Source organism: Mycobacterium nebraskense (assembly GCF_002102255.1).
Lineage (GTDB): Bacteria > Actinomycetota > Actinomycetes > Mycobacteriales > Mycobacteriaceae > Mycobacterium > Mycobacterium nebraskense.
In genome coordinates this window covers 15,612-35,122 of the sequence record NZ_LQPH01000129.1, presented here as the reverse complement: position 1 = coordinate 35,122, position 19,511 = coordinate 15,612, and the positions used below count along the sequence as shown (strand labels likewise).

Below are 19,511 nucleotides of genomic sequence, written 5' to 3'. Positions count from 1 at the left end.
CAGGCAACGCTGCTGTTAGCAACCTGTGAGTTACCACAAAGCATTCTTGTAAACAGCTGGCCGCGAATCGGGGCCCGGGAGGGGCCTGCAAACGACCGATTGACCGGCGGCGGGTGAATGCGCGATTCTACTTAGCGGAATACATCTCTGCATAGCAGACAGACAGAGCGTGAGGCGGAGGTTACCGTGACAGTCCATCGCGACGCTTGCGACGGCCGTTACGACCGCGTTTTCGCCAGCGTCCGCGACGGGATGATCCCCGCCCACATCTATAACGACAGTGAATTGTTCGCGCTGGAAAGGGAACGGCTGTTCTCGCGGGCGTGGACGTTCGTGGCGCACGAGTCCGAGATCCCGCAGGACGGCGACTACGTGGTGCGCCGGGTCCTCGATGACTCCTTCATCATCACTCGCGACTCAACCGGCGATGTACGCGCCTTGTTTAATATGTGCCTGCACCGGGGCATGCAGGTGTGTCGCGCGGAGATGGGTAACGCCTCCAACTTCCGCTGCCCGTACCACGGTTGGACCTACCGCAACGACGGCCAACTCACCGGCCTGCCGTTCCATCGGGAGGCATACGGAGGCGAGGACGGGTTCGCCAAGAGCACCCAAACCCTGCTGCCCGCACCGAAGTTCGCAAGCTATAACGGTCTGCTGTTCGTCAGCATGGACGCCGGCGCCGAACCGCTCGAAGACTTCCTCGGCGACTTCAAGTTCTATCTGGACTTCTACACCAAGCAGAGCGCCAACGGCCTGGAGGTACGGGGCCCGCAGCGCTGGCGCATCAAGGCCAACTGGAAGATCGGCGCCGAGAACTTCGCCGGCGACATGTACCACACGCCGCATACCCATGCGTCGATCGTCGACATCGGCCTTTTCCGCGAGCCGAAAGCGCAGAAGCGCAAGGACGGCGCCACCTACTGGGCGCAGCCGGGCGGCGGCACCACCTACAAACTTCCGCCGGGCAGCTTCGACGAGCGGATGCGCTACGTCGGCTACCCCGACGACATGATCGGCCGGATCAAGAACGTGTGGACGCCGCAACAGCAGCGAATGGTCGGCGAGGACGGTTTCATGATCTCGGCCGCCACCTGCTTTCCGAACCTGAGCTTCGTGCACAACTGGCCCAAGGTGCACGACCGCGAAGACGAAGTGCTGCCGTTCATCTCGATCCGGCTGTGGCAGCCGATCAGCGAAAACGAAACCGAGGTCTGCTCGTGGTTCGCGGTGGACTCAGCCGCTCCCCCGCAGTACAAACTGGATTCGTACAAGGCGTATCTGATGTGCTTCGGTTCGACCGGCATGTTCGAGCAAGACGACGTGGAGAACTGGGTGTCGCTGACCACCACCGCCGGCGGTTCCATGGCCCGGCGGCTGCTGCTGAACAGCCGGATGGGCCTGCTGTCCGACGGCAGCCCGGTGGTCGAGCCGCTGACCGCCGAGGCGTTCCACGGGCCGGGACGCGCGCAGGTCGGCTACAACGAGTACAACCAGCGCGCGCTGCTGAACTTGTGGGCCGATTACCTGCAAGGGGCCGGCGCATGAAAAAGCCGTTGCCATCCTTACCGTTTCATGACGTTCGGCACCTGCAGGCGCATCAGTTTCTGGTCGACGAGGCCTACCTGCTGGATGCCCAGCAGTACGAGGCGTGGCTGGAGACGCTGACCGACGACGTCCGCTACGTCATGCCCGTGCGGGTCACCACCGCGCGCGGCGCCGGGTCCGACGCTTCCGCGGGAAGGGGCCCGGGAATGGCCCACTTCGACGAGGACAAGTATTCGCTGAGCCAGCGCGTCGCGCGGATGGGCACCGAGCACGCCTGGGCCGAGGATCCGCCGTCGCGGCTGCGTCACTTCGTCACCAACGTACGCACGTTCGAATGCGACGACGGCGCACACCTTTTGGTCGAGTCGGCCGAACTGCTGTTCCGCAGCCGGGGCGACGTGAACGAAAGCGCCTTGCTGTCCTGCGGCCGCGAGGACCTGCTGCGCTGGTGCGGCGGCCCGGAAAAGACACTGAAGCTGGCCCGCCGCAATATCATCGCAGACGAATCGGTGCTACGAATGCAGAACCTGGCGGTGTTCCTGTGAACGACGAACTACAGCGGCTCCTGGACGGCGCGATCGGCGAACCCCTCGTCGTCGCAAACGAATTCACCGAGGTGGAGGTGCGCCGGGTCGACACCCGAAACGGGTCCAGGCTGCTGATCAGCGCACCGCGATCGGGGCAATGGATCACCTTGGACGCGCTCGAGGTCGAGGCCCTGACTCGGCAGAACGGTCGCACCCTGGCGGCGATGGTCGGCAATTCCTACGCGCCGCTGCTGCCCGATGAAGCCGAGGAGGACGATGACCGGCTGGCTTGAGGGCAAGCGCGCACTGGTCGTCGGCGCCGGCTCGGGAATCGGCCGCGCCGTGGTGGACTCGTTTCGCGCCGAGGGCGCTAAAGTCGCTGCGCTGGAACGAGATCGCGAAAAGTGCGAGCGCCTGCGCGTGGAGTTGCCCGGCGTCCCGGTCGTCGAAGGCGACGCGATCACCCGCGACGCCAACGAGCGAGCGGTCGACGCTGCGGTGGACGCCCACGGCGGGTTGGACACGCTGGTCAACTGCGTCGGAATCTTCGACTTCTACAAGGGCATCGGGGACATCGACGCCGGCGACCTTCCCGACGCGTTCGACGAGATGTTTCGCACCAACGTGCTGAGCCACCTGCAGTCGGTCAAGGCGGCGCTCCCCCGGCTGCGGGCCGGGACGGGATCCTCAATCATCCTGACCGAGTCCGCGTCGTCGTTTTATCCCGGACGCGGCGGCGCGCTGTACGTGTCGTCGAAGTTCGCCGTCCGCGGCTTGGTGGCCGCTCTGGCCCACGAGCTGGCGCCGCAGATCCGGGTCAACGGGGTGGCGCCGGGCGGCACGCTCAACACGGACCTGCGCGGGCTTGCCAGTCTGGGGCTCGACGGAGTCCGCCTGGACGACACCCCTAACCGGGCACAGGAGGTGGCCGAGCGCACGCCGCTGAACGTCGCGCTCTCCGGGGAAGACCACGCATGGAGTTTCGTGTTCCTCGCCTCCGACCACGCCCGCGGCATCACCGGCGAAACCGTCCGCCCCGACGGCGGATTCGGGCTGGGCGCTCCGCAATGACTGGCCTCGACGGGCAACGCGCGCTGGTGGCGGAGGGCTGCCGCGTGGCCGCGGCCCGCGGCCTGGTCGACGGCATCCTCGGCCACCTGAGCCTGCGGGTCGACGACGAGCGCCTGCTCATCCGCTGCCGCAGCGACACCGACACCGGGGTTGCGTTCACCCGGCCCGGCGACATCCGGCTCATCACCTTCGACGGCGGCGCCGGTGCCGACGGCGAACTCGACGGGTACCGCGTGCCCAACGAACTGCCCATCCACGTCGAAACCATGCGGGCCGATCCGCGGCACCGGGCCGTCGCGCATCTACACCCGCCCGCCGTGGTCGCCGCCGACCTCGCCGGCATCGCGATCCGGCCGATCTACGGCGCCTACGACATTCCCGGCGCGTGGCTGGCGCGCGGCGGGGTGCCCGTCTACGAGCGCGCCGTGCTGATCCGCACCTCGGCGCTGGGCAAGGACATGGTGGCGGCCATGCGCGGCCGCCCGGTGGTGATCTGCCGCGGACACGGGATCACCAGCGCGGCCGCCACGGTGCCGCAGGCGGTGCTGCAGGCGATCAGCCTCGACGCGCTGGCCCGAATGTCGTTGCGGGTGAAAGCCGCCGGCGGGACCCTGCGGGATATCGACGACGCCGACTGGGACGACCTGCCCGACCTCGGGCCCTCGTTCACCGCCGGGGCGGCGTGGCGTCACGAAGTCGCGCGACTGAGTGCTCAGCCGAGCTGATCCCCAATCTCCTTGGCCGCCTGGACAAGTGCGGCGGCCACCGCGGCATACCGGGAGGCATCCAACCGGTTCTGTGGTGCGGCGGCGTTGAGCGCGAGCCGCACGCCCGGCGCCCGCGTCGGTATGGGCACCGCGACCGAAGCGACGCCTTCCTCGCTCTCCTCGCGGTTGATGGCGTACCCACGCTCGCGAATGGCCTCGAGCTCGGCCTCCAACTCGGACCGGCTGCCGATCGAGGACGGCGTGATGCGTTCCAACCGCGCGTGCGGCAGCAGCTGACGCAGCTCTGGCTCCGGCAGTTGCGCCAGCATGACCTTGCCCGTCGAGGTGCAATGCGCCGGCATGCTGCGGCCCAGCCGGGAGGCCACCCTGACCGCGGCCGGGCCTTCGACGGCGGCGATGAAGCGGACGCTGGCGCCGTCCAACATCCCGACGTGAATCGTTTCGCGCAGCTGTTCGCTGAGGCTTCGCATGATCGGGATGGCCGATCGCTGGATGTCGATGCGGCCGAAGATCGCGAACGCCACGCCGGTCAACGACGGGCCGGGCAGGTAGGCCTTCGACACCGGGTCTTGGCGGACGAACCCGCGGTAGGCCAGCATCGCCAGCAACCGATGCGCGGTGGACGAGGCCACACCCAGATAGCGGGTGGCCTCGCTCAACCGGATTTGGGGTTGTTCGCCCAACAACAGCAGCAGCTTGAGTGCGTTGTCGACCGACTCGATCGGGTACTGCGGCGCAAGCGAATCGGCGGGCGGCGCTTTGGCCTTCTCGGCACCCGGCTCGCGCTTCTTCGGCATGCACTCACGGTAACGACTGACAGGGGGTCCGTTCGATTATTCTCGGCTTCGTGCGCGGGGCTTTTCCGTCCGGATATCGCCGTTACGTCGCCATCGGGGACAGTCAGACCGAGGGCTTATGGGACGGCGACGACGTCGTCGGTCTCCTCGGATTTGCTGACCGGCTCGCCGTCATGGTCGATTCGCTGTACCCGGGCCTGCATTATGCCAACCTGGCGATCCGCGGCAAACGCATCGCCGACGTGTTGTACGAGCAGGTCCCGCAGGCCCTGGCGATGCAGCCGGACCTGATCACCGTGTGCGCCGGGATGAACGACGTCATCCAGCCGGGGCGGGCGTTCGGCCCCGCCCTGGCCGACCTGGAGTACGTCTACGCCGCTCTGGCCAGATCCGGCGCGACGGTGGTGACGACCACCTTCCCGAACGTCGCGCAGTTCCTCCCGCTCGGACGGCTGGTATCGGGGCGTCTCGCCCGCATCAACGCGGCGATCACGGCAGCCGCCGACCGCTACGGGTTCGGGCTCGTCGACCTGTACAACGCGCCGTCGATGCGCGAATTGGACACCTGGGCCGTCGACCGCGTGCACGCCTCCACCAGGGGGCACATGCTGTTCGCCGCCGCGGCCGCCGAAGCCCTGAATTTGCCTGGCAGCAACCATGATTGGGCCCACGCGAGCCCCGAGGCCAAGCGGCGGTCGCCTACCTCGGGCGCTTACGAACAGCTGCGCTGGACGCAGGACAGCTTCTTCCCCTGGATTTGGCGCCGGCTGCGCGGCCTGTCGTCGGCCGACGGGCGTGAACCCAAACGCCCGCGGCTGGAGAGCCTGAACGCGCCGAGCAGACCGGCCGACGCGAACCGGAGGGTTTAGGGCGCGTATCACCGGACGGTCAGGCATCCTGGACGCATGGATGTGGAGGCTTTGCTGCACTCGATCCCGGCGCTCGCGGTCTACCTGGTGGTCGGTGGCGTGGTCGGGCTGGAGAGCCTGGGCATTCCCCTTCCCGGCGAGATCGTGCTGGTCAGCGCGGCGCTGATGTCGTCGCACGACGACCTGCCCGTCAACCCCGTCGGTGTCGGCGTCGCGGCGGTGATCGGCGCCGTGGTCGGCGATTCGATCGGCTATGCGATCGGGCGGCGATTCGGCATGCCGCTCTTCGACCGCCTTGGCCGGCGGTTCCCCAAACATTTCGGTCCCGGACACGTCGCGTTGGCCGAAAAGTTGTTCAGCCGCTGGGGAGTTCGGGCGGTCTTCTTCGGCCGCTTCATCGCGCTGCTGCGGATATTCGCCGGGCCGTTGGCCGGAGCCTTGAAGATGCACTACCCGCGGTTCTTGGCGGCCAACGTTTCGGGCGCCATCTGCTGGGCCGGCGGCACCACCGCGCTGGTGTATTTCGCCGGAATGGCCGCGGAGCACTGGCTGGAGCGGTTGTCCTGGATCGCACTGGTCATCGCGATCGTATTCGGCCTTATCGCCGCCTTCGCGCTGCGCGAACGCACCTCGCGGGCCATCGCCGAACTCGAGGCCGAGCATTACCGCAAGGCGGAGAGCACCGCGGCCGACGCCGCGTAAGGCCCGGGGCTAACTGGCCGCCCGGCCGAGATCCTCCGGTGCGACCGGCCGGTGTTCTTCGATGAGAGCGATGGCCATCCGGCGCGCGCGCAAAGCCGCGTCCAGGTCACCCACGGCCGCCAGAACGATGGCGCCCGTCATCAGGATGTGCCAGGACGAGGCGAAGTCCTCGACGTCGGTCAGCCCCGCCGCAACGGCGCGGTGACGCACGATATCTCGGACGTGGTCGATGTGGGTGATGCAGGCCTGTCCCGCGGGAGAATCCGGCCCGAGCTCGAGCAGCACGTTGATGAACGAGCAGCCTTCGTAGCCGTCGCTAAGCGCGATCCAGTCGTGCATCACATCGAAGATCGCGAGCAACTGCTCCTCGGGCGTCTCGCCCCGCTGCCGTGACTGTTCCTCGATCAGGCCGTGCGTCCAGAGCTCCTCGCGCCGCTGCAGCACGGCCAGCACAAGGTCGTTCTTGGTGGCGAAGTGACGGTATAACGTGGCCCTGGCGACACCCGCCCGGTCGATCACCTCTTCGGTGCCGACAGCACGGACCCCACGCTGGCTGAACAGGGCATATGCCGCGGTCAGGATACGTTCACGAGCCGACGCGGCGGGCGTTCCGACATCGGAAGTTGTCATAACAGCCCACAACATACTCTTAGCCCGGACATGTAGACAGACAGCCCTGTCTTGTTATAGAAATGAGATTCGCATTCCCGCGAAGAGTCTGTCTTCAAACGGCAGGACGGGCATCCATCGCAGCGTCGCAGACGCGGTCGATTAGGAGTCCACGATGAGCTCGGCAATTGCAGAACCGATGACAACTACCCACCTGATGCTGAGCACGAAGCTGGTCTACGAGCTGGGCGATCCGAACAGCACGCTGCGCGCGTCGGCTGATCGCAGCGGTCCGGCGGTACTGATCTATGCGGGCGGGGAGATCGACGCTTGCAACGAGCACACCTGGCGTCAGTTGGTCAGCGAAGTCGCCGGCATCGTCATTGCGCCCGGGCCCCTCGTGGTCGACGTCACGGGGCTCGGGTTCATGGGCTGCTGCGCCTTCGCGGTGCTGGCCGATGAGGCGAAGCGCTGCAAGGACCGCGGCATCGAATTGCGCTTGGTGAGCGGCGAGCCGATCGTCGCCCGCATCGTCGACGCGTGCGGCCTGTCTGCGCTCCTGCCCATTTACCCGACCGCCGACTCCGCGCTGGCGTCCGCGGCCCGTTGGTGACGGGGCAGCCCAGGCACTGATCGGCCCTGCGCGCGGCGTACTGGAAGGCCGCCCACGACGGGCTCGCCGGACGGGCGCTCGACCTGATCCACGGCCGCGGAGCGGTGAGCGGCCGCCGCCACGCCGAGCTGAACCCCTTGGGGCACAGCCTTTCTGATCACGCCACGGCGACCAGTCGATACAGCCCGATCAAGCCCACCACCACGATCGTCGCGCGCAGCGCATTTCCCGACAGCCGCCGCCCGTAGCGCGCCCCGACCAGTCCCCCTACCAGCGAGCCTGCCGCGATCAACCCGGCGGCCGGCCAGCTGATCCGGTCGAAGGCCACCAACGTATAGGCCACCGCCGCAACCACATTCACCACGAGTGTCAGCAGGTTCTTGGCGGCGTTCATCCGCTGCACCGACTCCGGCAGCAGCGCACCCATCAGGCCGACCAGCAGGATGCCCTGCGCGGCGGTGAAATAGCCGCCGTAGACACCGACGGCGAACGTGCCGAGCACCAGGACGCCCATGCGGGCCGGCGTGATGTGCTCGGGTGAGCGGCCCGCGACCTCGGCGCGCCGGCCCGTCCACGCCTGGATTCGCGGTCCCGCGACCACCAGCAGCAGCGCCAGGATCAGCAGCACCGGCACCACTTCGGCGAAGACCTTCTCCGGCAGATGCAGGAGCAGGAAGGCGCCCAGGACCGCACCGGCCAGCGACGCCGGGAGCTGCCAGCGCAATCGATTCCATTGGCCCCGCAGCTCCGCGCGGTAGCCCCAGGTGCCCGACACGCTGCCGGCGACCAGACCGGTCGCGTTCGACATGGTGGCCGTGACCGGCGGGAAGCCTAGGGCGACCAGCGTGGGGAACGTGATCAGGGTGCCGGATCCGACGAGCGCGTTGATGGCGCCGGCGCCGAACCCGGCCAAGCAAATGAGAAGCATGTGGGAAGGCGACACTGAAGAAAAACCTTAGCCTGCGGCCGGTTTCGGCATGCGGGCGACTGGCGATTGGGTTCCCTCGTCAGGCGGGCGGCGCTTCGGCCCCGCGGTCGACGCCGGTGCGGAGCTTGACCGACGCCGAATACGCAAGCGTCCGGAAGTGCAGGACCGGATCGTCGGAGGGCTCGATGCCGTCGGTCACCCGCATCGGGTCGAACACGACGATGTCGCCGCCGTGCTCGCGCTCGGTCTCCGGGCCCGTGATCTCGACGGTGCCCACAGTCGCGATCTGTGTGCTCTGCCATGGCGCGGACGGGTCGACCGTCGAGTCGGTGGGCCCGGCGATCTGCACGCGATATTCGAACCGCACCGGCCCGCTGTCCAAGCGCGTGTTCAGCTCCTCGGCGAGGAAGTCCGGACCCTCGCCTTGGGCGGCCGACGCCGACAGATAGTTCTCCGCGGCGGCCGGAACCAGGTGGTAGCGAACGAATCTGGCGCTCCCGTCGGCGGCGACCCAGCGGAACGCGTGCAAGCCGTGGTACCCGATGGTGGCGTAGCTCGCCGGGATCTTGTTGGCGTCGCGCACCACCGGTAGCGCGCCGAGCAGCCGGGGATGGGTGAGGAAGTATTTGGCCATGCGCAGCGGCGTGGTCAGCCCGGGCCGCATCGCCTTGAGCAGATCGACGAATCCGTCCGGTGTGCTCGAGACGAACAGACGCGCGGTCTGCGTCGACACGTCGGTGGTGGAACCGTCGGGCAGGGTGAACTTCACCGCCATCCCCCGGATGCCCGGCACGTTGTCGCGCTGCTTGGGATTGCCCGCGCCGTTGGAGAAGCGGATCAGCGCCGGGACCGTCGAGCCGTCGAGATGCTTTGCGCGCGTGAGCATGACCGCATCGGGTGTCGCGGTGAACGTGCCGCGATAGAGCGTGCCTTTGGCGTGCAGCGCGCGACAGCCCGGCTGCGCACCGCCGGTGCCTCGCATCGCCTCGATCGCCTCATCGGGAGTGACCATGCGCGAATCCTATGGCGCTAGGAGGGAAAGCCGAAGAGTTTGACGACACCGTGATCGCGGCCGGCTGTGTAGCCGCCATCGACGGCGATGGCCTGGCCACTGACGAACGAGGCGTCGGGCGACAGCAGGAACGCCGCCATGGCCGCCACCTCCTCCGGCTGGCCCAGCCGTTGCAGGGCGTGTTCGGAGGTGATGGATCGCAATGGTTCCTCCATGCCCGCGAGACCGAAGACGCCCTGGGCCATTGGCGTATCGATGAAGCCGGGACAGATGGCGTTGGCCCGGATGCCGCTCGGTCCGTAGTCGAGCGCGATGTTCTTGGTGAGCAGGACGACGCCGCCCTTGGCCGCGTTGTACGAACTGCCGCCCGCCGTGCCTTCCAGGCCCTCGACGCTGGCGACGGTCACGAGCGAACCCCGTTCACCGTCGACGCGGGGCTGCTCGATCATCCGCGCCAGCGCCGCTTTCGCGACCAGGAACGTGCCGGTGAGGTTGATCCCGATCACCCGGTCCCATTCGGTCCGGTCGAGCAGATGGACGGGACCTCCCCCGGCGACCCCGGCGGCGTGCAGGACACCGTCGAGGCGGTCGGGCACGGCGGCCAGCACCGCGGCGATCGCGGCTTCGTCGGTGACGTCGGCGGTCACGTACTGGAACCGGGGGCCGAGGTCGGGCGGGGCGGCCAGGTCGGCGCCGATCACGGTGCCTCCCTCGGCCAGGAGGCGCCTCGCGGTCGCCAGGCCGATTCCGGATGCGGCGCCCGTCACGACGAAGGTGCGTGAGCGGGCACGGTCGGGGTTCACCACGGCAGACATGTTGTCACACCGGGCCGCACGCGCGTGGGCAAACTCTCCCGACGGGCGGTGCCAGAGCTCGTTTTGATAAGGGAGAGCTATCAGCAAATAGTGGCGCAGTCTTGGACACCGCGTGCGCGCGGGGAGATCGTTAGAACCAGCAGGCGAATCTCCCGTTCGCCCAGGGCTGGATCAGGAGCTAGCGCATGTTTTCGTCGAAGCCAGAGCCAATACGTCTCCGATGGGTCGCCGTCGTCGCGGTGGCCGTTGCCTCCGTCGTGGCGGCGGCGGTCGTCCTGATCGGCACAGCCCATGCGCCGTCGCCGGTGCGGCTCGCATCGGCCGAGCCGATCGAGATCGCCCAGGGCGTCTCGATCGTCCCCGCGCCCGGCTGGACGCTCGGCCACCGCGGCCCGAACTGGGTGGCGCTCAGCAACGCCGACCTCAGCGCGCAGCTGCGGGTCACGGTCAAACCGGCCGGCGGGACCGATGCCGTCGCCGTGCTCCAGGCGGACAAGAATCAGTTGGTCGGCAACGCGTCGGCCATTTTGGGCAACGTGCGGGACCTGAGCGAGCCGCACATCCGAACGCTCCCGGGTCCGAAATTCCAGCAGGAGGCCTCCATCGATTACACCGCCGACGTGCTGGCACCCGAGGGCGCGATTCCCGTCATCGGCACCTTCACCGAGTTGCTGAACACCTCCAGCCTGCAGTCGGCCTTCATCGACTACCGCCAGGACAACAACGCGACCCCGCAGGCGGCAAGCGACGGCGGCATGATGATCGAGTCCATGTTCTGATCCCAGAGTGGAGCAAACGACTCGGAGGGGTTTATGCGACCAGCCGACATCACGGCGAACACGACGGAGACGCTCGCCGGACTCGTCGACCGGCACGCACAGCAGCGGCCCGACGCCATCGCGATTCGATACGGGGAACTGCAGTGGTCCTGGGCCGACTGGGCCGCACGGATCCGTCGCGCGGCCGGTGCGCTGCGCGCCGCCGGTGTGCAGCGTGGGCAGTGCGTGGCAGTTCTGGACAAGAACCACCCTGCCTGCCTCGAGGTGCTTTTCGCCGCCGCGTCCATCGGGGCCGTGACGACCGTCGTCAACTGGCGCATCATCGGCGACGAACTCGTCCACGTGCTCGACGACAGCGGGGCGCGGCTGCTCTTCGTCGGGGCCGAGTTGCGGGAGGCGGCCGAGGCGGCCGCCGAACGAGCGCCGGGCGTGGAACGCATCGTCGTCGTGGGCGACGAGTACGAATCGCTACTGGCCGCGGCGGCGCCCACGGAGAGCGACGCCGAGGTCGACGAGAGCGAGACCGCGCTGGTGATCTACAGCTCCGGTACCACCGGGCGACCGAAAGGCGTGCTGCTGAGCCAGCGCGCGCTGGTCAATCACGCGGCCAACCTCGCGCCGGCCTTCCCGTTCGGCGACGAGGACGCGAACCTGGTCGCCATGCCGCTCTTTCACGTCGGCGGGATCGGATACGCGCTCTTCGGCATTCGGGCCGGCGCGCCCACGATCATGACCCGCGAACCCGACGCCGCCGCCCTGATGGGCGCGGTGCGGGGCGGCGCGACCCACGCGTTCTTCGTCCCGCCGGTGATCGCGCGGTTCCTCGAAGCCGGCGAGGCGGCCCACGCCACGATCGCGGGCCTGCGTTACATCGTGTACGGGGCCGCGCCCATGCCGTTGCCCCTGCTGCATCGGGCGCTGTCCACCTGGCCCGACACGCGCTTCGTTCAGGTGTACGGGCAGACGGAGCTGTGCGGCGCGGTCACCGCGCTCAGCGACACCGATCATCGCGATTCCGCTCGCCCGCACCTGCAGCTCGCGGCCGGAAAGGCGGTGCTGGGCACCGAGATTCGCGTGGTCGATCCCGAGACCGGCGCCCCGGTGCCCGCCGGGGAGCCCGGCGAGATCTGGGTGAGGAGCAACCAGAACATGAGCGGCTACCTGAATCGGCCGGAGGCGACCGCCGAGACGATCACCGACGACGACTGGGTGCGCACCGGTGACGTGGGACGCTTGGACGCCGATGGCTACGTCTACATCGAAGACCGCCTGAAGGACATGATCATCACCGGCGGCGAGAACGTGTACGGACCCGAGGTGGAAAGCGTGCTCATCGAGCATCCCGCCGTCACCGACGCCGCGGTGATCGGCGTGCCCGACGACTTCTGGGGGGAATCGGTCAAGGCGATCGTGGTGACCACGGGCGAGATCGACCCGGGCGACGTCATCGAATTCTGCCGCCGACACCTCGCCGGCTACAAATGCCCGCGCACCGTGGACTTCGTGCCGTCGCTGCCCCGCAACGCCAGCGGAAAGATCCTGAAAAACGAGCTGCGCGAACCGTATTGGCGCGACCGTGGGCGCGCGGTGTGAGGCGAATCAGGTCTTGACCGCACCTGACGGCGCAGCCAGCAACGCCACCGCGATGTCGGCCAAGACGGCCCGGACTCCCGGAAGTCTCCGCAACCGCGGCATCACCACCACGTCGTTGATCATCATCTGAGCCGCCTGCACGCGGATCCGCGCCTCGGTCACCGTCCAGCTGGGATTCAGTTGTCGCGCCAGGTGCACCCATTCGTCGATATAGGCACGCTGCGCGCTCCGGACACTGTGACTGTCGGACTCCGGGAGTTGCGCAGCCTCGGTAATGAGCACTTCGACGATGTCCGGGTTGGCAAACGCAAAGGTCTGATAGCTGAGTACCACGCGGCGCAGGGCCTCGGAGACGTCGGGGGCGTCGGCGACGGCGCGATTGAAGTTCGCCCAGAGCAGTTCGTTGCCGCGGAACATGGCCGCTACCAGGATGTCGGTCTTGGCGGCGAAGTGGTTGTAGACGCTGGGTCCGGCGATGCCCACGGCGGTGCCGATCTCGTCGACGCTGACCCCCGTGAAGCCCCGCTGGGCGAACAGCGCGGCGCCCGCCGACAGGATCGCTTCCCTTCGTGAGCGCGCGACCAGCGCGCCGCCCGACTCACCGCCGCCCGCCTCCCCGCGAAGCTCGGCGCCCGCGCCGAGCGGCACCGCGATCAACCCGGCCAAGAGAGCCGAAAACCCCGGTTCAGGCATCGAAAGGCGATGGAATGAAACACTATTCGCGACACCGAGCGCGCACCATGCCAGCAGGTCGGCCTGCGCGGCCGCCAGCTCCGGTCGCCGATATCGAATATGTTGGGCGAGTCGATCGCCGATCTGTCGGGCCACCCGCTGCAGTCGTTTGCGGTCCTGCTCCCTCAGATGACGGCCTTCTCGCCGCCACAGCACGCCCACGGTGCGATGATCCAGCACCAGGCGGGCCAGGACGGCGGCGAGGTCGGCCGAGGCGTCGGCCCCCTTCAGTGCCTGGTCCAAGGTGCCGAGCGCATCCTCGATCACCGTTGCCAATAGCGCCTGCTTGCTCCGGAAGTGCCGGTACAGCGCCGACGCGCCGACGGCCACAGCGTCGGCGACATCGCTCATCGAGACATTGCCGTATCCCTTGTCGAAGAACAGGGTGGCCGCCGCATCGATGATCAACTGGCGCCGGTTGCCGGGCCGCGTCCCTCTGGCGGGTGGACTCGACAGGGACCGCTGCTGACTACCCATTATCGGGTGTCCGCAGGGCCCCGATAGCGTTCGCGCAGCTCACGTTTGAGGACTTTACCCGCGCCGGAGATGGGTAGATCGGTAACGAATTCCATGCTGCGCGGCACCTTATACCCGGCGATGAGCGTCCGGCAGTGCTCCCGTATCGATTCCTCGGTCGGATCGCTCCCGGCGCGCAACACGATGACGGCGTGGACCCGTTCACCCCATTGATCGTCGGGAACGCCGATGACCGCTGCGGCGGCGACCGTGGGATGGCCGGCGAGGGCGTTCTCGACCTCGGCCGAGTAGACGTTCTCGCCGCCGGTGATGATCATGTCTTTGAGACGGTCGACGATGAACAAGTAGCCGTGCTCGTCCATGCGCGCCATGTCACCAGTGTGCATCCAGCCGTCGCGCACCGTAGCGGCCGTCTCGGCGGGCCGGTTCCAGTAGCCGAGCATCACGTTGTCGCCGCGCACGATCACTTCCCCGATCTCGCCCGGCGGCACCTCGTCGTCGCTCGCGTCGACGACCCGCACTTCGACATGAGGGAGGGCCCGGCCGGCAGATCGCTGCAGTCTCGGGTTGTCATGGTCGGCCGGCGCGAGGAAGGTGGCCGCCGGCGCCAGCTCGGTCATCCCGTACGCCTGCGCCAAACCGGTGTTCGGAAACGCCTTTTGGGCGCGGTCAACCAGCGCTTCGGAGATCGGTGAGGCCCCGTAGATGAGATGGCGCAGCGAGGTGAGGTCGAACCCGGCGGGGTCCGGGTGGTCGATCAGCATCTGGATCATCGTCGGCACCAGCAACACGTCGGTGACCTGATGGTTGCTTATCGCCTCGGCCACGCCGCCGGGGGTGAACGACGGCACCATCACGTGGGTTGATCCCGCGACGTTGCCGGCGATCCACATACCGATCGCCGCAAGATGAAACAGTGGCGCGGCGTACAGGATTCGGCCGTGATCGGTGAGGAACCGGCCGGTGGCCAGGCAGCCCAGCGCGGAGGTCATCACGTTGTTATGGCTGAGCATCACTCCCTTCGGATGCCCGGTGGTGCCGCCGGTGTAGAAGATGCCGTAGAGCTCGTCCCCACCGCGTCGCGGGTCGGGGATCGGCTGCGCGCCGTCGATGAGCGATTCGTAGTCGAGCATCCCCGGCGGGCAGGGGCCCTCGCCGCAGTAGACGAGCGTCGACAGCTCGGCGCCCGCGTCGCTCACCTGTGGGACGGCGGCGGCGAACGCGTCGTCGACGAACAGCACCGTGGTTCCTGAATCCCGCAGCGAGTAGGCTATTTCGGCCGGGCTCCAGCGGATGTTGACCGGGTTCACGGCCGCGTCAGCCCATGGCACCGCGTACAGGTATTCGTGATAGCGGTCGGAGTTCAGGCCCAAGAAGGCCACCCGCTCGCCGCGGCGCACACCCTGCGCCCGCAGAGCGCCCGCGAGCCGCGCGATGCGATCGGCCGATTGGCGCACCGTGCGTTGGCGATCGGCAAACACCGTCAGCGGCATGTCCGGACACTGCTGGAGCATGCGGTGAAGCGACTGTGTCACATACATTTTCTTCTCCGTGCCGGGACCGCGGTCACAGCGAACGCGCGACCAGTTCCTTCATGACCTCGTTGGTGCCCGCATAGATCTTCTGGACGCGCGAGTCGGCGTACATCCGGGTGATCGGGTATTCCAGCATGTAGCCGTATCCGCCGAACAGCTGCAAGCACCGGTCGATGACCGCGCATTGCATGTCGGTAACCCACGCCTTGGCCATCGACGCCGTCGCGGCGTCCAGTTCGCCCCGCAGGTGCTTGACGATGCAGTCGTCGACGAAGGTTCGTGCCACTCTTGCGATGGTCGCGCAGTCGGCGAGTTCGAACCTGGTGTGCTGCATGGAAAACAGCGGCGCCCCGAAGGCGTGACGCTGCTTGGTGTAGGCAATGGTTTCGGCGACCGCGGTTTCCAGCGTCGACACTCCGATGATGGCGATGATCAAGCGCTCGTGGGCGAGCTGCCTCATCGCATAGCCGTAGCCGGCGCCTTCCTCGCCCAAGAGGTTGCCGGCGGGGACGTGCACGTCGTCGAAGAACAGCTCCGCCGTGTCCTGAGCTTTCATGCCCAGCTTGTCCAGCACGCGCCCGACTCGGAAGCCCTGTGCGCCAGCGGTTTCCAGGACGAGCAGGGAGACGCCCTTGGCGCCGGCCGATGGGTCGGTCTTCACCACGAGCACGATCAGGTCCGCGCTGGCGCCGTTGGAGATGAACGTCTTGGATCCGTTCAGTCGGTAGTGGTCACCATCTCGGATCGCGGTCGTGCGCAGGGCTTTGAGGTCCGAGCCGCCCCCGGGCTCCGACATCGCGATCGCGCCGATGTATTCGCCGGTCGCCATCTTGGGCAGCCACCGCCGTTTTTGTTCCTCTGTGCCGTAGGCGAGCAGGTAGTGAGCCACCAGGCCGCTGTGTACCTGGTTGCCGAATCCGCTGTCGCCGCATTCGGCCTGCGCCTCGAAGATGGCGAAATCGTGTGCCAGCGTTCCGCCGCCCCCGCCGTACTCTTCCGGAATCGATGCGCACAACAGCCCCAATCGACCCGCGGCCAACCAGAAGTCACGGTCGACGCACTTTTGCCGCTCCCAGCGTTCCCGGTTCGGAACGGCCTCGGTCTCAAAAAACTTGATCGCCATTTGTTTGAGGTCGGCGACCTCATCGTCGACCCACGGCGAACGGTGTACCGCGCCCACATTTTCTCCTAGATGTTGACTCCGCCGCCGCAGACCAGGGTCTGCGCGCTGACGTAGTCCGATTCGGGCGAGCACAGCAGGTAGACCGCGCCCGCGGCTTCGGCCGGGGTGCCGGCCCGTCCCAGTGGGATCAACTGTTCCATCGCGGCGAGCAGACCCGGGTTGACTCCAACCTGAATCTCCTTGCCTTGCACGGTGATCTTGCCGCCACCCGCTGATACCTCGGTGAGCCGAGTCTTGATGAACCCGAACGCCACCGCGTTGACGGTGACGTTGTAGCGGCCCCACTCCTTGGCCAGGGCCTTGGTGAGGCCCAGGATGCCGGCCTTGGCCGAAGCGTAGTTGGCCTGCCCGGCGTTGCCTCCCACGCCGGCCAGCGAGGAGATGTTGACCACCTTGCGGCACGGCACCGGCTCGCCGGACGCCTTGGCTTGCTTGACCAGTCCGCTGATGACCGGCTGCGCGGCGCGCAGGATGTGAAAGGGTGCCTTGAGGTGGACGTCCAAAATCGCGTCCCACTGTTCGTCGGTCATCTTCTGGATCACCGAATCCCAGGTGTAACCGGCGTTGTTGACGATGATGTCCAGGCCGCCGAAGGTGTCGACGGCCGTTTGCACGAACCGCTCCCCGAAGCCGGCGTCGGTGACGCTGCCGACGCAGGTGACGGCCTTGCCGCCGATCGCCTCGATGGCGGCGAGCGTCTCGGCGGCGGGGTCGGCGTCGAGGTCGTTCACCACGACGTGGGCTCCTTCGGAGGCCAGCTTGACGGCGATTTCGCGCCCGATGCCGCGGCCCGAACCGGACACAATCGCGACCTTGTTGTCCAGAGTTCCCATGTTCGACAGCGCCTTTCAGTTACAGGGCGACAACGGCGTCGCCGGTGAGGGTGGTGGTGCCGCCAGGAAGCCGTACGGCAAGTTCGACGGTGGCTCGCCGTTCGCCGTCGACGTCGTCGATGTGCGTTACTCGGCCGGTGCATGTCGGTTCACCGTGCACCGGGGTGATCGCCACAAACCGGACCCGATAGGCGCGGATGCGCTGCTGGGGAACCCAGTTCGTCAGCAGCCGGCCCAGGTAGGCCATTGACAGCATTCCGTGAGCGAAAACGTCCGGCAGGCCGACCGACTTGGCGGCGTCGAGGTCGACGTGCATCGGGTTGTGGTCACCGGAAGCACCGGCGAACAACGCCAGCGTCAGCCGCGAGATCGGTGCCACCTTCAGCGGAGGCAGTTCGGTGCCGACGGTTACGGATTCGGCGAGTGTCATGGTGTTACTCCGGGGTTTTGGATAACGATGACGGATTGCAGCTCGGCGATCGCTGTCCCGTCGGCGCGGGTGATCGCGGTCTCCTTGACCACGAATTCGAGCGCGCCGCCCTTTTTGGCGTAGACGTCGGTGATGCGCGGCGTGGCGACGAGTTCGTCACCGGGATAGGCGATGGCGTGGTAGGTGAAGGACTGCTCACCGTGCAGAACCATCCGCAGGTCGACGCCCAGCGATGCGAGGAACGCGAACGGGTCCGGGTTCTCCAGTTCGACCGAGAACAAAAAGGTGGGGGGTGCCGGAATATCCGGGTGGCCGGCCGCTTTGGCGGCTTCGACATCGGTGTAGACCGGATCGGTCTCGCCGATCGCCTTGGCGAAGAAGCGCAGCCGCGCTCGTTCGACGGTCAGCGTGGTGGCCGGCAGGGTTGTTCCGATGACGGCCTTGTCGATCGCCACGGTCACGCCACCTTCTCGTAGAGGGTGACCACGGCCGCCCCACCCAGTCCGATGTTGTGTTGCAGCGCCACGCTGACATCGTCGACCTGCCGTGCCCCCGCCTGGCCGCGCAGCTGCCACACCAGTTCGGCGCACTGCGCAAGGCCCGTCGCCCCGAGGGGATGTCCCTTCGAGAGCAGTCCGCCCGACGGGTTGGTCACCACGCCTCCCCCGTAGGTGTTGTCACCGTCGAGGATGAATTTCTCCGCGGTGCCCTCGGGAGTCAGTCCCAGACCTTCGTACGTGAGCAATTCGTTGGCGGTGAAACAGTCGTGCAGTTCCACGACCCGGATGTCTTCCGGTGCCACACCTGAGGTTTCGTAGACCTGATCGGCGGCGGCCTTGGCCATGTCGTAGCCCACGACCTGGATCATGTCGGCGCCTTCGAAGGTGGAGGGAAAGTCCGTCGTCATCGCCTGAGCCTTGATGGCGACCTGCGGCGACAACCCGTGCTTGCGGGCGAACTCCGAGCTGACCAGGACCGCCGCGGCGGCGCCGCAGGTCGGTGGGCAGCACTGCAGCCTGGTCAGCGGCCCGTAGATGTGCGGCGATGCCAGCACCTCCTCGACGGTGACCTCGTCCCGGAACACCGCATAGGGATTGTTCTTCGCGTGCCGGCGCGCCTTGACCGAGATCCGGGCGAACGTCGCGGGGTCAGTGCCGTACTTGTCGGCGTACTGGCGGCCCGCGCCACCGAAGTACTGAGCGGCCATCGGCGCGGCATCGTCCCACCCCTGCGCGGCTCGCGTGACGTCGTCGAAGCGGGTGAAGGGGCTGGGCCGGTCGGTCCACATCGATCCCAGCGCGCCGCGCTGCATCTGCTCGAAGCCCAACGCCAGGACGCAGTCGGCCGCACCGTTCTCGATGGCCTGCCGCGCCAGCCACAGCGCCGTCGACCCGGTTGAACAGTTGTTGTTGACGTTGACGACCGGGATGCCGGTCTGCCCCAATCCGTACAAGGCCGACTGCCCTGATGTCGAGTCTCCATACACATAGCCGACATAGGCCTGTTGGATCGACGCGTACTCGACGGCCGCGTCCACGAGCGCTGTTCGTGCCGCTTTTTCGGCCATTACCTGGTATGTCTCGGTGCGACTCGGGGTGGTGAAGGGAATCATCCCGACACCGGCAACCAGCACACGATGGGCCACGATTCCTCCACCTTGGACTAGGGAATATTCACTTATGTCTAGCAGGAGACGCGGGCAGAAGCAAGATGGATTTGAGCGACGGGGC

Annotated in this window: 22 protein-coding genes; 10 read left to right on the top strand and 12 right to left on the bottom strand. The window is 67.3% G+C overall.

Annotation, left to right across the window (positions count from 1 at the left end; genetic code table 11):
• Positions 1-252: 252 nt before the first annotated feature.
• Genes AWC17_RS17090 through phtC form a run of 5 tightly spaced genes read left to right on the top strand, consistent with a single transcriptional unit; the run spans position 253 to position 3,871 of the window.
• Positions 253-1,548 (top strand): aromatic ring-hydroxylating dioxygenase subunit alpha, encoded by a 1,296-nt coding sequence (locus AWC17_RS17090; RefSeq protein WP_046184251.1) that lies wholly within the window; start codon positions 253-255, stop codon positions 1,546-1,548.
• Positions 1,545-2,093, top strand: a complete 549-nt coding sequence (locus tag AWC17_RS17085; protein ID WP_046184250.1) for a 3-phenylpropionate/cinnamic acid dioxygenase subunit beta — start codon at positions 1,545-1,547, stop codon at positions 2,091-2,093. The genes AWC17_RS17090 and AWC17_RS17085 overlap by 4 nt, the downstream gene beginning before the upstream one ends.
• Positions 2,090-2,368 carry a hypothetical protein gene (locus AWC17_RS17080; RefSeq protein ID WP_046184249.1) on the top strand — a complete coding sequence of 93 codons (279 nt, stop codon included), beginning with the start codon at positions 2,090-2,092 and terminating at the stop codon, positions 2,366-2,368. The genes AWC17_RS17085 and AWC17_RS17080 overlap by 4 nt, the downstream gene beginning before the upstream one ends.
• Positions 2,352-3,146: a 3-(cis-5,6-dihydroxycyclohexa-1,3-dien-1-yl)propanoate dehydrogenase gene (hcaB, locus tag AWC17_RS17075; protein ID WP_046184248.1), complete on the top strand. Its 795-nt coding sequence runs from the start codon at positions 2,352-2,354 to the stop codon at positions 3,144-3,146. Before AWC17_RS17080 ends, hcaB begins: the two co-directional genes overlap by 17 nt.
• On the top strand, positions 3,143-3,871 hold the full coding sequence (gene phtC, locus AWC17_RS17070; protein WP_047323541.1) for a 3,4-dihydroxyphthalate decarboxylase: 729 nt from the start codon (positions 3,143-3,145) through the stop codon (positions 3,869-3,871). Before hcaB ends, phtC begins: the two co-directional genes overlap by 4 nt.
• On the opposite strand, the gene AWC17_RS17065 is transcribed toward phtC, so the two are convergent.
• Complete coding sequence (locus AWC17_RS17065) at positions 3,859-4,671, bottom strand: IclR family transcriptional regulator (RefSeq protein ID WP_046185115.1); 813 nt, start codon at positions 4,669-4,671, stop codon at positions 3,859-3,861. The two genes, phtC and AWC17_RS17065, sit on opposite strands and share 13 nt — an antisense overlap.
• A 50-nt stretch (positions 4,672-4,721) precedes the next feature.
• On the opposite strand from AWC17_RS17065, the gene AWC17_RS17060 reads away from it, so the two are divergent.
• Both AWC17_RS17060 and AWC17_RS17055 read left to right on the top strand, forming a co-directional pair.
• On the top strand, positions 4,722-5,540 hold the full coding sequence (locus tag AWC17_RS17060; RefSeq protein ID WP_046185114.1) for an SGNH/GDSL hydrolase family protein: 819 nt from the start codon (positions 4,722-4,724) through the stop codon (positions 5,538-5,540).
• Between the two features lie 36 nt (positions 5,541-5,576).
• Positions 5,577-6,242: a DedA family protein gene (locus AWC17_RS17055; RefSeq protein ID WP_046185113.1), complete on the top strand. Its 666-nt coding sequence runs from the start codon at positions 5,577-5,579 to the stop codon at positions 6,240-6,242.
• 9 nt (positions 6,243-6,251) lie between these two features.
• Here AWC17_RS17055 and AWC17_RS17050 read toward each other — a convergent pair whose 3' ends face one another.
• On the bottom strand, positions 6,252-6,872 hold the full coding sequence (locus tag AWC17_RS17050) for a TetR/AcrR family transcriptional regulator (RefSeq protein ID WP_046185112.1): 621 nt from the start codon (positions 6,870-6,872) through the stop codon (positions 6,252-6,254).
• Positions 6,873-7,026: 154 nt separating this feature from the next.
• Between AWC17_RS17050 and AWC17_RS17045 the strand changes: the two genes are divergently transcribed.
• Entirely contained in the window at positions 7,027-7,464 is a 438-nt protein-coding gene (locus AWC17_RS17045; protein WP_046185111.1) for an anti-sigma factor antagonist, read from the top strand.
• Between the two features lie 157 nt (positions 7,465-7,621).
• Here the strand turns inward: AWC17_RS17045 and AWC17_RS17040 are convergent, their stop codons facing one another.
• From AWC17_RS17040 to AWC17_RS17030, 3 genes are all read right to left on the bottom strand, one after another.
• Positions 7,622-8,407 (bottom strand): sulfite exporter TauE/SafE family protein, encoded by a 786-nt coding sequence (locus AWC17_RS17040; RefSeq protein WP_082123089.1) that lies wholly within the window; start codon positions 8,405-8,407, stop codon positions 7,622-7,624.
• Between the two features lie 64 nt (positions 8,408-8,471).
• On the bottom strand, positions 8,472-9,404 hold the full coding sequence (locus AWC17_RS17035) for a catalase family peroxidase (RefSeq protein WP_046185109.1): 933 nt from the start codon (positions 9,402-9,404) through the stop codon (positions 8,472-8,474).
• 17 nt (positions 9,405-9,421) lie between these two features.
• On the bottom strand, positions 9,422-10,219 hold the full coding sequence (locus AWC17_RS17030) for an SDR family NAD(P)-dependent oxidoreductase (RefSeq protein ID WP_046185108.1): 798 nt from the start codon (positions 10,217-10,219) through the stop codon (positions 9,422-9,424).
• Between the two features lie 305 nt (positions 10,220-10,524).
• On the opposite strand from AWC17_RS17030, the gene AWC17_RS17025 reads away from it, so the two are divergent.
• Together AWC17_RS17025 and AWC17_RS17020 are read left to right on the top strand one after the other, a co-directional pair.
• On the top strand, positions 10,525-10,998 hold the full coding sequence (locus AWC17_RS17025) for a hypothetical protein (RefSeq protein ID WP_197083453.1): 474 nt from the start codon (positions 10,525-10,527) through the stop codon (positions 10,996-10,998).
• Between the two features lie 33 nt (positions 10,999-11,031).
• A complete protein-coding gene (locus AWC17_RS17020; RefSeq protein ID WP_046185105.1) occupies positions 11,032-12,591 on the top strand; it encodes a long-chain-fatty-acid--CoA ligase in 1,560 nt (519 codons plus the stop codon).
• A 6-nt stretch (positions 12,592-12,597) separates the two neighbouring features.
• On the opposite strand, the gene AWC17_RS17015 is transcribed toward AWC17_RS17020, so the two are convergent.
• Genes AWC17_RS17015 through AWC17_RS16985 form a run of 7 tightly spaced genes read right to left on the bottom strand, consistent with a single transcriptional unit; the run spans position 12,598 to position 19,426 of the window.
• On the bottom strand, positions 12,598-13,800 hold the full coding sequence (locus AWC17_RS17015) for a TetR/AcrR family transcriptional regulator (protein WP_085164875.1): 1,203 nt from the start codon (positions 13,798-13,800) through the stop codon (positions 12,598-12,600).
• Positions 13,800-15,341, bottom strand: coding sequence for a long-chain-fatty-acid--CoA ligase (locus AWC17_RS17010; RefSeq protein ID WP_046183557.1), 1,542 nt, complete (start codon positions 15,339-15,341; stop codon positions 13,800-13,802). Before AWC17_RS17010 ends, AWC17_RS17015 begins: the two co-directional genes overlap by 1 nt.
• A 25-nt stretch (positions 15,342-15,366) precedes the next feature.
• Positions 15,367-16,515, bottom strand: coding sequence for an acyl-CoA dehydrogenase family protein (locus tag AWC17_RS17005; RefSeq protein ID WP_197083392.1), 1,149 nt, complete (start codon positions 16,513-16,515; stop codon positions 15,367-15,369).
• Positions 16,516-16,523: 8 nt separating this feature from the next.
• Positions 16,524-17,351, bottom strand: coding sequence for an SDR family NAD(P)-dependent oxidoreductase (locus AWC17_RS17000; RefSeq protein WP_046183556.1), 828 nt, complete (start codon positions 17,349-17,351; stop codon positions 16,524-16,526).
• Positions 17,352-17,370: 19 nt separating this feature from the next.
• Positions 17,371-17,781: a MaoC family dehydratase gene (locus tag AWC17_RS16995; protein WP_046183555.1), complete on the bottom strand. Its 411-nt coding sequence runs from the start codon at positions 17,779-17,781 to the stop codon at positions 17,371-17,373.
• Positions 17,778-18,236, bottom strand: a complete 459-nt coding sequence (locus AWC17_RS16990) for a MaoC family dehydratase N-terminal domain-containing protein (protein WP_046183561.1) — start codon at positions 18,234-18,236, stop codon at positions 17,778-17,780. The genes AWC17_RS16995 and AWC17_RS16990 overlap by 4 nt, the downstream gene beginning before the upstream one ends.
• Before the next feature lie 2 nt (positions 18,237-18,238).
• A complete protein-coding gene (locus AWC17_RS16985) occupies positions 18,239-19,426 on the bottom strand; it encodes a lipid-transfer protein (RefSeq protein WP_082122981.1) in 1,188 nt (395 codons plus the stop codon).
• Positions 19,427-19,511: the final 85 nt, after the last annotated feature.

Coding starts and splice junctions, on each gene's coding strand:
- AWC17_RS16995 (WP_046183555.1), bottom strand. CDS start 17,781: ATGACACTCGCCGAATCCGTAACCGTCGGCACCGAACTGCCTCCGCTG.
- AWC17_RS17015 (WP_085164875.1), bottom strand. CDS start 13,800: ATGGGTAGTCAGCAGCGGTCCCTGTCGAGTCCACCCGCCAGAGGGACG.
- AWC17_RS17065 (WP_046185115.1), bottom strand. CDS start 4,671: ATGCCGAAGAAGCGCGAGCCGGGTGCCGAGAAGGCCAAAGCGCCGCCC.
- AWC17_RS17090 (WP_046184251.1), top strand. CDS start 253: ATGATCCCCGCCCACATCTATAACGACAGTGAATTGTTCGCGCTGGAA.
- AWC17_RS17010 (WP_046183557.1), bottom strand. CDS start 15,341: ATGTATGTGACACAGTCGCTTCACCGCATGCTCCAGCAGTGTCCGGAC.
- AWC17_RS17045 (WP_046185111.1), top strand. CDS start 7,027: ATGAGCTCGGCAATTGCAGAACCGATGACAACTACCCACCTGATGCTG.
- AWC17_RS17050 (WP_046185112.1), bottom strand. CDS start 6,872: ATGACAACTTCCGATGTCGGAACGCCCGCCGCGTCGGCTCGTGAACGT.
- phtC (WP_047323541.1), top strand. CDS start 3,143: ATGACTGGCCTCGACGGGCAACGCGCGCTGGTGGCGGAGGGCTGCCGC.
- AWC17_RS17035 (WP_046185109.1), bottom strand. CDS start 9,404: ATGGTCACTCCCGATGAGGCGATCGAGGCGATGCGAGGCACCGGCGGT.
- AWC17_RS17020 (WP_046185105.1), top strand. CDS start 11,032: ATGCGACCAGCCGACATCACGGCGAACACGACGGAGACGCTCGCCGGA.
- AWC17_RS17000 (WP_046183556.1), bottom strand. CDS start 17,351: ATGGGAACTCTGGACAACAAGGTCGCGATTGTGTCCGGTTCGGGCCGC.
- AWC17_RS17055 (WP_046185113.1), top strand. CDS start 5,577: ATGGATGTGGAGGCTTTGCTGCACTCGATCCCGGCGCTCGCGGTCTAC.
- AWC17_RS17030 (WP_046185108.1), bottom strand. CDS start 10,219: ATGTCTGCCGTGGTGAACCCCGACCGTGCCCGCTCACGCACCTTCGTC.
- hcaB (WP_046184248.1), top strand. CDS start 2,352: ATGACCGGCTGGCTTGAGGGCAAGCGCGCACTGGTCGTCGGCGCCGGC.
- AWC17_RS17085 (WP_046184250.1), top strand. CDS start 1,545: ATGAAAAAGCCGTTGCCATCCTTACCGTTTCATGACGTTCGGCACCTG.